The following is a 13,799-nucleotide window of genomic DNA, read 5'->3' as shown; positions in this document are numbered from 1 at the left end:
TCCGCTGACGCAGGTCTGCCGTTTGCAATGGGCCTGGCCGGCCAGCGCCTGTAACGAAACGGCGGGCATTGCTGCCCGCCGTTCGCTTGTGACGCGTGCAGACCTGCGTGCGTCTTACTGCAGGCAGGTGCTCACCGTGTTCTGCACCGAGGTGCGGAATGCGGCAACGCCGTCCAGATACGCAAAGCCGGCCGGCAGCGCCGGACGCGTGGTGCTGCTGTAGAAGATGCCGAACAGATCCTTCAACGCCTGCACGTGCGCCGCGCTACCGTTGCCGTTGGTGTAGCCGGCCACGTAGGTGATCGCCGCGATCGGGTAGGCGTTGGTGATGGCAGCGGCGGGGTTGACCAGGCGCACGCAATTCTTGGTGGCCTGGGTGCCGCTACCCGGCGCCGCGTTGACGGTGGCGCCGTCCAGCACACGACCGCTCAGCAGTGCCGTGGCCGCCAGCGACACCGGCGTGGCGTTCTGGCCGAACAGCGCCGGATCGAAGCCGTTGACCTTGGCGTACTTGGCCGACTGCAGCAGCACTTCGCCGATGTCGGCATAGCCCACTGCGTTGGTATTGGCGCTGGCACGTACGGCAGTGACCACGCCGTTGTTGCCGCTGGCGCCGATGCCGCGCGAACCGTACACCGTGCTCACGCCGCCCGGCAGGGCCGCATTGAAGGTCTGGTTCGGGGTGAAGGTGAAGCCGGACGGCACGTTGGCGGTGCCGTTGCAGGTGCGCGCCAGGTAGCTGGTAAAGGCAAAGCTGGTGCCGCTGCCATCGGTGCGGTACACGATCTTGATCGGGCCGGTGGCGCCGCTGCCGGACACCAGCGACCAGTCGCTGACCTGGCCGGAATAGATCTGGCAGACCTGTGCGGAGGTCAGCGCCAGCGCGGTGGTCGCGGTGCTCTGAGCGATAGCGATGGCGCCGGCGATGGTGGGGATCTGCACCACGCCGACACGGGCGGCGGCATTGCCGCCGTTGAGGAAGGCCTGGTAATCGGTGGTGCTGTACGGCGCATCGGTGCCGATGAAGTCCGGCGTGGCCGACGCAGCGCTCAGGCCGGCGGGGGCAACGCTGAAGTCATTACAGGCCTGGTTGGCGGCGATGCTGCCGGCCAGGCTGTTCTTGCCGGTGCCGCTGCCGGTCTGGCAGTACGACACCTTGTTGTTGTTGGCGCCGGCGCTATAGGCGGCAAAGATCGATCCGGCGCTGATGCCGGCAACCGTGCTGGAACCGCCAGCGGTATTGCCGGCATTGGTGGACAGGCGCGCGTCCGGGTTCGGCGTCAGGTAGGCATTGCCGACATACGGCTGGGCCGGGAACGTGGCGCCACCACCATAGAGATTCTCGGCGGCCATTGCCGGGGCGGCCAGCGCGAGGAGGGCGGCCGCGAGGGCGGCGGTCAGCGAAACGGGGGATGTGATGAAATTGCGCACTGCTTTTCTCCTTCATTGGAAAACAGCGAATCGGATGGGTGTGTCCGTGCGAGTGAATGCGATGAGTCGCTATCGCAATCACAGGCTGCGCGCCTTGCATTATGGTGGTACGACAAATCGCGGATTGTTTTGTGACGCCAGGTAAATGCGACATTTGGCGATGTTTTATCCACGACCAGGTATTGGTTTTTTTCCAATCTGTCAGATTGACTGCAGCCTCGAGTGCGGATATCGCAGTTGCGTGACGGGCACGACCGAGACCATGTTTATGGTCCCGGTCGGCAGCGCGGATCGTTGTCGGCGCATTCGCCAAACCCGACCACCTGCACGGTAATCACCGAGGGCGTGTCGTTGACGGTGGGCGGCCGCTTGGCCACGTCGTTTGCTGCATCGGCCACGGCTGCTGCGCCATTGGATGCGCTGCTGAGTGCGCTGGTGTTGACGCTGCGCGTGGTGCCCACCCCCACCGTGTCGCCTTGTACCTGGATATTGTCGGCGTTGGCGACGAACTGCGACGCCACCACCAGATTGCCGGCGACGCGGATACCGGCATCGCCGGCATCCACGGTGCCGCGCGGTGCGACCAATACCGCGTTGCCACGCGGATCGTCGGCGGTCAGCTGCAGGGTGGCGATACCGGCGCCGCTGACCTGGCCGCTGGCATCGAGCATGCAGAACTGATCCTGGTCGCACAGGTACCTGGCGCGCGAGCGTTCTGCGCTGGTCTTGCTGCCCTTGCCGGCATTGATGTCGCCGTTGGAACTCCACACCGTCAGATCGCCGCCGCGCTGGGTGAAGATGCGGCTCTGCGCCAACAGCACGCTGGCGTCGGTGAAGATGCCGACATCGCCGCGTCCCACGGCCAGAATGCCCTGCTGGGCAGGTCCGATCAGCACGTTGCCCTGGCCATCGACCACGGTCGGCGGCGCCAGCACGCTGCCGATCTGCAAGCCGCCGCCGGGCCCGAGCACACGGATGTCGCCGCCGCGTTCGGTCTGCAGGGTGGAGCCGCGGATGTCCAGCGTGCCGGTCAGGTTGCGCACGCTGGCACCGTTGGCGCCGCCGTCCAGATTGTTGCGCGTATAGCCCAGGCGCGAGGGGAACAGCAGGTCGATGGCCGCGTAGCCACGCGCATATTTCTGGAAGTCGGTACTGGACGGCGTGGCATAGCCTTCGCCGACCTGCTTGAGCACATCAAGGAACACCCGCTCGGTCAGCAATCTGCGCGTGGAGGCCGGCAGTTGCGAGAACGCCTGCCAGGCCTCGGCCGGCGTGGACAACGATGCCGGCGGCGTAGCGAGTGCACGCTCGGCCGCTGCGATCGCCGGCGTGCCTGCTGCCGGCGCGTCGGTGGCGTGCAGGCGGGTGAACGCGAGCAACCACTGCTGATAGGTTGCCGTGCTCTGCGCGCTGGCCGGATCCAGGTACTGCGCCGCCAGTGCATCGGCGTCTTCGCCATTGGCAACGCCGTAGCGCACCACCAGATCGGCGCCGTCGCCGGGCAATCCGGTATTGCTGCGGTTGCCGGTGGTGCGGATGCCGCCGGCATTGCGATCGTTGAGCAGGCGGGCGCTGAGGGCTTCGTTGGCCGACGTCAGCGGGCCCAGGTTGCGTCCGGCTTGCACCTCGAAGGTGCCCGGGCCGGCCAGTTCCAGCCAGCCCCAGCGCACGACCTCGCCCTGGTCGGGGCCGCCCTGCACGGGCGTGTAGTAGAGATCGCGCCCGGCCTGCACGCGGGTCACATCGGTCAGGCGATAGTTCTGCGCGCGCAGGTCGAGGTTGACGATATCGCCGCCGGCACGGATGTCGGCCTGCTTGGGCAGTTTCAGCGTCAGCGGGTTGACCATGAAGCCATCCAGCGCATAGCCACCCACCAGGTCGCCGTCGCGGCTGTACAGGCGCACCGGTTGCGTATCGTCGCGATGCAGGTTGAGCTTGTCGGTTGCCGCCGCCGCGATGTCCTCACCGGCATAGGCGCCGGCTTCGTCGAGCATCGCCAGGTCGAACTTGCGCTTGTCGTTGGTGAAGGTGTTGTCGAACAGGCGGATATCGCCTTGCGCCAGCAGTTCCAGCTGGCCCTGTGCCGAGGGGAACAGGCGGCCGCTGTTTTCGAGCTGGATCGCACCGGCATGGGCGGTTGCGGACAGCTGTGCGGGCAACACGCTGTCGAACACGCCGTCGGTGAGGAACACGCTGTCGGTATCGCGCCCGCGGTCGCGCTGGCCGTGGAAGAACAGCAGGCCCGGCAGCTTGAGCGTGCCGAGCCGCACATCGCCCTGCAGCGCATCGATGGTCACCGACGAGGCCTGGCCATAGTCGGTGGTAGCGCGTGTGCTGTCGCCCAGCAACGGCCCGATGGTTCCGGACGCGTTGAGGTACGACGGATTGACGATGGCACCGAGCGCGGCGTCGCCTCCGGCATGCACCGACCACTGGCCCTCCTGCAAGGCGAGGATGGGATCGATGGCACTGCTCACCTGTCGCTGCGTGCCGCCAATATCGAAACCCTGCGCAGACAGCGAGAACGCACTGCCCAGGTTGCCGCCGGCGCTCAAACTGCCTTGGCCACGGGCGACGAAGTAGTCGCCGCCCAGGACATCGCGCCCGGCAGCCACGTCGAGATCGCCACCGGCATAGGTCTGGCGGCCATCGGCCGTGAGCACATAGCTGGTGGGCAGCGACACCGACAGTTCGCGGATATCGCGCCCGGCCTGCACCGCGACGTCGCCGCCGCTGCTGAGCACGCCTTGCGCAAAACCTCCGTAGTTGATCAGCCCCGCGCGTGGCGTGGCGCCATCGGCGCCCACCGGGTTGCCGACCTGCAACCACGGCCACCAATACTGGCCGACATAGTTGTCGACCAGGCCGGTACGGCTGCCATCGCGATCGTAGATCTGACGATTGCCGAGGATGTCGCGCCCGGCCTGCAACTGGATATCCCCGGCCGCTTCGGCATTGGCCTGTGCACTGACGATCTGGTCGGCAGCGCGGCTCACGCTGCCGCCGGATTGGGTATCGCCGCTGCGCACGAAGGTGACATTGGTGCCGACCTCGCTGCCGGCGGCCGGGCGGCCCGCGCTGTAGATGCTGGCCGGTGCATCCGCATCGGCCAGTTGCAGATCGCGCGCCGCGGCGATGAGGATGCTGCCGGTGCCGGTGCGCACCACATTCGGCAACAGCAGGTCCTTGCTGCCTGCCTGCTGATAGCGTTGGTGGCCGTCCAGCACCACATCCGCCGTGCTGCCGGCACGCAGGCCATCGGGGCGAATGCCGGCAAACTCGGCGCCGGCCACGATGCGGTAGCTGCTGCTGTCGCCGCCGATCAGGCTGGTGGTGGCGCTGGGCAAGGGGTTGTTCGCGTTGACCTGCAGCGATGGCGTGTTCTGCGTGGCTGCCGGCAACAGCGCACCCAGCACCGGTAGCGAGGGAGGGGTGAAGGTGGGCAGCGGATACTCGCCCAGCGCGGTGTAGAACGCCGACAGATCGAGCACGTAGCGTTCGTAGTTGCGCAGGTATTGCGGGTAGTCCGCCGGCGAGGTCGGTGCGCCGGGCGCGCTTGGCTGGCCGGGATAGTCCTGCACCGGCCACGCAAGATCCGGCGAGTAATTGCCGATGAAGCCGCCCAGCAAGGTGTCGTAGGGAGGCAGGGAACTGGACAACTCCGCTTGCGGCTTCTGCAGCATGTCGAGCAGTTGCAGGTACTGACCGTAGTATTGCGCGGCCTGTTCCTGGTCGCCGCCCAGGCTGCTCGGTGGCGCAGGCACCAGCCCGTCCAGCGAAGCGAACAGCTGGTCCTGGCCGAAGGCCAGCACGGCCTGGTAACCGGCTTGCGCGGTGGGGTAGGTGGCCTGCGGTCCGCCGCCGCCGAACGGGTTGCTCAGCTGGTAGAACCCATCGCTGAGGCTGGCCTTGATGATCACGCCGGAATCGGCGCGCAGGCTCACCACCGGCGCGGTGCCGTCGTAGCGGAAGTCCAGCTGGTTGCGGTTGGCGCCGGCACCCAGGTTCCAGTTGCTCAGCACGCGGATTTCGCCGCCGTTGATGCCCGGATCGGGATTGCGCAGTTCGATACCGGGGCGCGCACGCAGATTGGGCACCGTGGCCAGGCGTTGCTCGAAGCGGAAGCCCGGGCGCTGCACGAAGCCCATCAAGGTGCCGGGCGTACCCGTCGCATCGTCGGCATAGCCATAGAACTGCCGATGCGCGAGGTTCGCGCTATCGGGGGTGAACACGTAGCGGCTCAGGTAGTCGGCAATTTGCGCCGGCGTGGTTGGCGCGGTCGTCACCGGGTTGCCGGCCAGGTCCGACCAGCTGCCTGCCAGCAGGTTGCCCTGTGCGTCGTACCAGCCGGCCGGATCGACGATGCCATCGAAATGCTTGGCCGGATCGCTGCTGGCATCGGTGGTGCTCCACACCGCGTACGCCTCCAGGCCGACCTCGCGTGCGCCGCGAATGCTGGCGCCATCGGCGACGGTCACGTTGACCTCGCCATCGTTCAATAGCGGCGTGCGCAATTGCACGTCGCCGCCGGACAGGCCGCCCGCGCTGCCACCGGAAACGTCCAGGACGGCGGCGGCGCCGATGGCGATGGCGCCGGCCGCTGCGGCCTGCACGTTCTGATAGCCGAAGTCGGGATTGAGCGTGCCATCGGCCATGCCGCTGCTGCCGAGCTGGATGCTGCCGCCACGCTTGTCGGCAGCGCTGCCACGCGCCAGCAGCTGGCCGTTGATTTCCACGCCATGCCGCCCCCACAGCGCGATGCTGCCGCCCTGGCTGCCGGATGCATCGATGCGCCCGTCGATGCGCACGCTGCCGTTCTGCGCATCGCGGCTGGCCGCTGCTGCGCCGCCGTCGGCGGTGAGGCTGACACGTGCGGCGCGCAGCGTGCGGTCGGCCGACAGCACCAGGTTGCCGCTGCGCGCGTGCACATCCACGCTGCCGGTGAATCCGCCAGCCGCCAGCTGCACGGACAGCGGATCCAGCGCTACCGCAGTGCCGGAATCCAGCGTGAAACGGCCACCCTGGCCTTGTGCGGCGCCTGCGTCGATGGCACCTGCCAGGGTGATGCTGCCTTGTTTGGCCGAAAGCGCGAGCGTCCCTGCGTTGGCGGCGCCGCTGGCGCGCACATCCAGTCGCGTGGAGGCGTCGGCGATGACATCGCCTTGCGCGGCATCGAGCGTGATGCTGCCGCCCGGCGTTGCCTGCACCCGATCGAAGAACGCGTTCGCGATGCCGGCCGCATCCAGGCTGGCGCCGTCGTGCAGGCGCACGTCGGCTTTGGTGCCACGCAGCTGGATGGCGCCGGAGTTGGCGCGGATCAGCGCCGTGCTGTCGATGCTGCCGCCTTGCAGGGTGATCCGGCCACCCAGCGCGCCCGTACCCGCGATGCTGCCTGCGGTGCGTTGCAGACGCAGGGCGCCTTGTGTAATCAGCGCCTGGTCGGCACCGGCATCGGCCTGCAGCAGTGGCGTGCGCAGGTCCACATCCACGGCGCCGAAATCGAACTGGCCGCGGTCGCGCACCAGCACCTGTTGCGTGGCATCCACCGCCACCGCACCGAAACCGGCCAAACGTTTCTCGCCGCCGGCAAAGGCGACCTCGCGGCCTTGCAGGTGCAACAGGCCGCTGCCGGCGAGCGCGTCGCCCGCGCCTGCGCCTGCGCCAACGCCAGCAGCCGCTACGCCCAGGTTGGACAAGGTCAGACGGTCCGCACGCAAGCCCACATCGCGGCCATCGCCGACGAAGCGCGCGGCGCTGAGCGTCAGTGCGTTGTCCACGCGCAGGTCCAGGCCACCGGCAAAGCGCATGTCGCCATAACTGTGCAAGCTGATGTCCCTGGCCTGCGCGAACTGCGCAAGGCTGGCCAGACCGAGCACCAGCCCGTTGGCATCGCCGTTGGCGGCCTGGGCATCCAGCCGTACTTCGCCGGCGCTGGCGTCGATCCGTTCGCCGCGCAGCACCGCACCGGCGGCAATGGCGCTGGCGCCGGTGGAATCCAGGGTCAGTGCCGCGCCGCCGTCCAGCCGCGCGCCATCGCCGATCTGCAGCATCGCCTGCGACTGCGCTGCATCCGGCACGTTGGCACGTTGCACGCTCGCTGCGCCCACGCTGGACAGCCGCAGCAATGCGCCGTCGCCGCTTTCTCCACCCGCACTGCCGAACAGCAGCGGCGCGCCGGCACGGGTGCCGCTGCCGCCTTGCGCCTGCAGGACGCTGCCGGCATCGATCCGCACCCCGCCATCCTGGTCGCTGCCGGCGGCCGTCAACAGCAGTTCGGGCGCACGCAATGCGCTGTCGGCCGTGTTGCTCACACGCACGGTCTGCGCGCTGACATGCACGCGCGTGCCGTCTGCGGTCTGTTCGCGTACGCCGCCCAGCAGCAGGCTGCCGGCATTGAGCGCATTGAGCGCGCCGGCTTCGATACCGACATAGCCGCTGGCCGCGGCCTGACCGGCACCGAGCACCTGCAAGGCACGGGCGGCGATATCCACCTGCGCCGCATTGCCGCCGCCGGCCGCCGCGGTGGACAGCGTTGCGCCGAGGCCGAGCCGGTCGCCGGCGGCCAGGATCAGCTGGCCGCCATCGCGCGGCAGTTGCGTGACGCCCGGCCGGCTGCCGAAGAACGCGGTGGCGCTGGTGCTGGTGTATTCGGAGTATTGCCCCCAGGTGGCAGCCGATTGCACCTCGAACAGCTGGCTGCGAGCGCTGCGCGTGCCGCTGAGGGTGTCGACGAAATGACCCGCCACCACGGCGCTGCCATCGGGTGCGACCAGGTTGAGCGCAGATGTCGCATCGACGCTGTCGGGGCGTACCACCACCCGCAACGCGCCCGGCAAGGTGGCGTAGCGGGCCGGCAGCAAGGTGTAGGTGCCGGCGGCCAGCCCGGGAACGCCGTCCAGCTGCACGGCACTGCCCAGTGCAGGGGCGCCGCCAGTGCGTTCGAAGCTGGCGTCGCTGGCAGCCAGCAGCGATTGCACTCCGGGCACGATGGCATACACGCTGCGCCCGTCCGGATACAACGGCAGCTGTGTGGCCGTGCCGCTGGCATAACTGGTGTTGCTGGAAGACAGCAGGTCGCGGCTGCCACCGGTTCCCGGAACCCATTCGCTGGCCAGCAGATCGCCGCCGCCGGAGAGATCCACGCGTGCGCCGGCATCCAGCGCCACCGCCTCGCCCTGCACGCGGATCTGTTTCTGCGGGGGGGCGGTCAGGGCTGGCGAGGTGCCTTGCGGAGTCCCGTCGTAACGCCACTGATTGCCATCCACGGTGGTGCCGTAGGGCATCACCGCGCCTTCCAGCGAGACCGAGGTCAGGCTGCCGTCCGCCAGCCGCACCTCGCGTGTGGGCGTGGTGGCCCGATCGCCGAACACCGGATCGGCAGCGCCATCGCTGCGGTCGGCCATGCCCAGCAGCAGGCGGCCACCGGGCGCGCGCAGGCGGCCCTGCTGCACGATGCTGGTGGCGTCCAGCGCCAGCGTGCCGCCTGCCGACAGGGGCACTGCGGGCACCTCGCCCTGGGCCTGCAGTTGGATCCGGGTGTCGGCGCGGCCGCCATCGGCAGTGGCAGCGCCAAGCGCGCGGACCAGGAAGGTCTCGCCACTGCCGGGATAGATCTGCGCGGCACGCAGGGTGAGATCGCCCGCGGTCAGCAGTTCGCCGGCACGCGGAATCGCAGCGCCGTTGGCGGTCTGTGCGTAGGCATAGGCCACGGGGGTGTGGAAGCGCAGCGCTCCGGTGCTGGACAGCACTGCCGTGCCGACCCCTTCGAGCGCCACCTGCCCACCCACGTCGATCTGCTGCGCCTGCACCTGCAAGGTGGTATCGCCGCCGGCACGCGGCTCGGTCAGCCGGATGTCGCCGGCGCGCTGCGGGCGATAGCCGTTGAGGCCGACATAGGTCGCGCTCAGCGCGACCCGGCTGCTGTCGGCGAGTGCGGAAAAATCCTGTGCGTCGCCACGCAACAACGCATACGACGGCGCGTTGAACAGCAAGGCACGCGACACCGACAGCGCGACATCGCCCGCGAAACCGATCGGCACCAGCGGTTGGGTTTCATCCGGGGTCTGGTCGCCCACCGCCAACGTATCGATGCCGCTGCCGCTCAGGCGGTCGGCGGCGAAATACAACGGCCCCGGGGCCGCGTTCGGCTCGGTGAGCGGCACGCCGGGCTGCGCGCCCTGCGGCAGCCGGCTGTCGTGCTGGGTGAAGATCACGCCGCTCGGCCCCGGCAGCAGCAGGCCATTGCCGGACTGCAGTTGCAGCGGCTGCAGCGACAGGCTGCCGCCGCGATCCAAGGCGGTGCCACCGGCAGCACGGATGCTGCCGTCGAAGAACAGGCCGGTGGCTGCCGCCAGCTGCAGCGCACCGCCGGCACTGCCCACCGTTTGCGCCTGCAACGGGTCACCGGCACCGATCACCGGGCTGCCGCTGGGCAGGTCCAGCTCCGCGGCACTGCCGCGCAGGTCCAGCTGCGCGCCTGCGGCCACCACCACCGCGCCGCTGTCGTTGCTGAGGGTGATCCTGCCGCCGTCGAGCACGCGTCCGCTGCGCGGCTGCACCAACCCGGCAGCGCTGGGCCGCCACGCGGCCTGTGGGTCGAGCAGGGCAATGCCGGAGACATCCAGGCGGCTGCGCTCGCCCAGCCACACCGACTTGCCCGGCAGCGCGTACGGCTGGTTGGCATTGGTATCGGGCGACGGCGACAGGCCGGAGGTGGACGAGGTATCGCCAGAGATGGCGATGGTGCCCCCATGCGCCTGGATCTCGCCCAGCACCGTGACCTGGCCGCGTCCGCCCAGGCGCACGTTGGCGCCCGCATCCAGCAGCAGGCGCGCACCGGTGTCCAGCACGGTCTGCCCGGTGGCGCTGTCCAGGCTGGGGTTGCCCGCCACCCGGCCGATGAAGTCGCCGCCGCACAGCGAAAAATCGGCAGCGGGGCGGTAGAACGGGTCCAGCTGGCCCAGGCGTGCGTAGCCGTTTCCGCCGGGCTGCGCCGCACCGGAAGTCACCGCACGATCGCTCGGTGCGCCAGGCAGTGCCTGCAGGTCGGGGATCAGGCTGCGTTGGCTCACCCGAACCTGGGTGCCCGCGACGATCGTGGCGTCGTGTTCGGCCGCCAGCGCGTAGGCGCCGAAACTGCCGTTGGCGAAAAAGTCGCCATCCAGGTGCAGCACGCGTGCATCGCCCGGTGTCTGTCCGCCGATCTGCACGCCATAGGCACGCAAACTCAGCGTGCCACCGCCGGCGAAACTGTCTGCGTGCAGGCTGGCCGGGTCGAACTGCAGCCGGCCGGCGTTGTCGGCCACCGGCAGGTCGGCGGTGTAGGTCGGCGATGCGGCATTGTCGCCGGGCGGGCGCTGGTAGGTGTGCAGGGCGATGTCACCACCGTGGCCAAGCGGGCGGCCATCGCGCAGGGTGAGCGTGCCATCGGGCGCGACATAGCCGCCACCGGAGGCATCCAGCACCGCACCGGGAGAGATCAGCAGCGAGGCGCTGACGTCACGGCCAGTGGGGTTGTCGGCATCGCCCAGCGCCTGTTGCAAGGCATCGAGGGTGATGCTGCCGCCATCGACGAAGGCGCGCCCCACCGGGTCCAGCGTCAGCCGCCGATCGTCGTTGACCCAGCGCCCGCTCACGTCCAGGCGTGCGGCGCTGCCGAGCAACAGGTCGCCGCGTTCCGGGGCCTCCACGGCCCCTGGCCGCCAGTCCTGCGGCCTGACCACGCCGCCGCTGCTCTGCACCGCGATCGTGCCGGCGCGTGCGCTCAGGCCACCGTCGATCTCCACGCGCTGCCCCTGCAGGGCGATGCGGCCACCATCGGTGACCTGCAACTGCGCGTCCGCATCCACCGCAATCACCGGTGCATTGCCGATACTCACGTTGTGCAGGCCGCTGCCGTCGAGCATGCGGGTGGACAACTGCGACCAGAACAGCGGGTTGTCGCGTTGCTGCGCGGTGCCTGCGCTACCGGGCAGCGCGGTGCTGGGCGTGTCGATCTGCAGCCCCTGCGGCATCTCGATGGCGGTACTCACGATCTGCCAGCTGCGCGGATCGCGTGGCGTGCCGTTGGTCTGCCCAAGCGTCGAGTTGTACAGGGTGGCATCGCTGTTGATGCTCAGCGTGCCGCCCTGCGGCATCTGGCCGCTGGCGCGTTGGTAGCGCCCGGGAATTGCCTGCGCCGAGACGCTGCCGGCCAGCACTGCCACGCCGGAGCTGTTCAATTCGCGCCCCAGGGCGATATTCAGCGCGCCGCCATCGCCGCCTTGCAGATACTCGCTTTCGAAGTAGCGCCGGCTGCCCAGCAGCGGATTGGCGAACTGCTCGGTCACGCCCCAGCGGCTGTGTTGCACCGACTGGCTACCGGCGATGCCCAGATACTGCAGGTTGGGATCGGCGCTGGCCAGATCGTGCAGGCGTCCATCGGCGCCGAGCAGGCGCGCGGTCTCCACCATGCCACCCTGCGTGCGCACGTAGCCGCCGTCCAGATCCAGCTGCGCACCGGGTGCGATCACCAGATCGCGTGCGGCGATGTTGATGCTGCCGCCGTCCTGCAGCAGCTCGTCGATCGCGCGCGGCACCTGGTCCACATAGCCCTGCGCATTGAGCAGGGGGCTGCCCACCCAGGCCTGGCCATCGTCGCGCACGCCGCTGGCGCGGCGGTCGAACTGCAGCGATTGGCGGAACAGCACGCCATTGCGCTGCAGCGGCGCATCGGCCAGCTCGTTCAGGCCAACGCGGGGAATACGCACCAGGTTGTCCTGCATGCGCTGCTGCACGTTGGCGATGCCGGACACGTTGACCTGCGCGCCGCTGTCGAGCATCAAGCGGTTGTTGAGCGCGCTGCGGCCGCGCAGATTGGCCTGGCCGGTCTCGGCGGCCAGGCTGAGCATGTCCAGCGTGCCGCCGGGAGCGAAGGTCAACGATTGCGATTGCAGCTGCATCTGCGCGCCGGCCAACACCATCTTCGGACCGACGAAGGCAAGATCGGAGGCTGCGCTGGAGGTGGTGGTTTCGCCATCGTGCTCGGGCAGGATGGTGGTGACCGATCCGGGCGCCAGGGTCAGGGCGCCGCCCTTGTAGCCGGCAAGCGTGTTCTCGCCGATCTGGTTGTCCTGGCCGAGCGCCAGCAGCATCACGCTACCGGGGCGGCTGATGCTGGTGCTGGCCTGCACCAGCCCGCGCTGTTGCACGTTGTAGCCGACCAGGCTCGCATTGCCGCGGGTGGCCACCACGCTACCGCTGTTGTCCAGTGTGCCGACGCCGGACAGGTCCGAACCGCTGGGCGTGCCGAATGCGCCAAAGCCCAGCGGTGCGATCGTGCCGCTGCTGCCGAGCAACTGCTGCAGCTCCTGCGATTGCCGCAGGCCCAGCACCGCAGCCAGCAACGCCTGGCCGTCCTGCGCGCCGACACTGCCGGCGTTGCTGACGTTGGGCGCGGCGATCAGGGTATACCCCTGGCTGCCGCTGGCCAGGCGCGCACCGGATTCGATCCGGATATCGCCGGGCATGCTGCCGGCACTGGCCGCATCGATGCCGGTCAATACCACGCCGCTCTGGCCGGTGGCCCCGAACAAGCCGCGATTGAGGAAGGTCTGGTCGCTGAGCGCGCGATTGGGGTCGAACAGATCCAGCGACGACACCAGCAGCGAATGCGCATTGACCTGGCTGCCGGCACCGAACAGCACTCCGTTGCGGTTGAGCAGGTACACCTGGCCTGGCGCCTGGATGCTGCCGAGGATCCTGCTGGGCGCGGCGCCGGGGTCGTTGACCCGGTTCAGGGCGATCCATTGCGCGGCATCGCTGCCACCGGCCGACTGATCGAAACGCAGCTGGGTGCGGCTGCCGATGTTGAAGGTTTCCCAGTTGAGGATGGCCTTTTTCTGGGTCTGGGTGACGGTGACCTGGGTGGTGCCGTCGCTCACTTGTTGCGTGGGCGCCCTGGCGCCCAGCCAGATGTTGCGCTGGCCCAGGCGCGGATCGCCGGCGCGCACACTGCCCGGGTCGACCTGCAGGTTGTCCGGTAGCTGCAAGCCGCCGCGGACCAGGCCGTCCGGTACCGCGGAGGCCTGCGCCACCGCGGCCGCCGCACGTGCGGCGGCCTGGGTCGCATCCAGTGCCTGGCGTGCCTGCGCGGCGCGCTGGAAGGCCTGCAGCGATTTTTGCGCCAGCTGGCCCGCAGCCGCGGCCTGTACGCCCTGCTGCTGCGCCGCCTGTGCCGCCTGCGCAGATGGATCGGCACCACGGCGCACGAAGGGGCTGGACTGTGCGTAGGCCTGATCGAGCAGGGCCGTCGAAATCGCGGCGCTCAGCAGGAACACGCGCAGGGGACGGGAACGGCGTTTGCGGGTCATGACGGCATCCTGGGAGCG

Annotated in this window: 2 protein-coding genes; both read right to left on the bottom strand. The window is 69.1% G+C overall.

All coding sequences use genetic code 11. The features are described from left to right. Nucleotides 1-114 precede the first annotated feature (114 nt). Complete coding sequence (locus ACCQ05_RS10890) at nucleotides 115-1,431, bottom strand: PstS family phosphate ABC transporter substrate-binding protein (RefSeq protein ID WP_228964797.1); 1,317 nt, start codon at nucleotides 1,429-1,431, stop codon at nucleotides 115-117. A gap of 266 nt (nucleotides 1,432-1,697) precedes the next feature. Then, the gene (locus ACCQ05_RS10885) at nucleotides 1,698-13,781 is read right to left on the bottom strand and encodes a filamentous hemagglutinin family protein (RefSeq protein WP_372393836.1); all 12,084 of its coding nucleotides are present in this window, start codon (nucleotides 13,779-13,781) and stop codon (nucleotides 1,698-1,700) included. Between the last annotated feature and the right edge of the window lie 18 nt (nucleotides 13,782-13,799).

Source organism: Xanthomonas sp. NCPPB 3582 (assembly GCF_041475735.2).
GTDB classification, from domain to species: domain Bacteria; phylum Pseudomonadota; class Gammaproteobacteria; order Xanthomonadales; family Xanthomonadaceae; genus Xanthomonas; species Xanthomonas codiaei.
The sequence above is the reverse complement of the archived record's forward strand: the minus strand, read 5'-3'. Positions and strand labels throughout refer to the sequence as shown.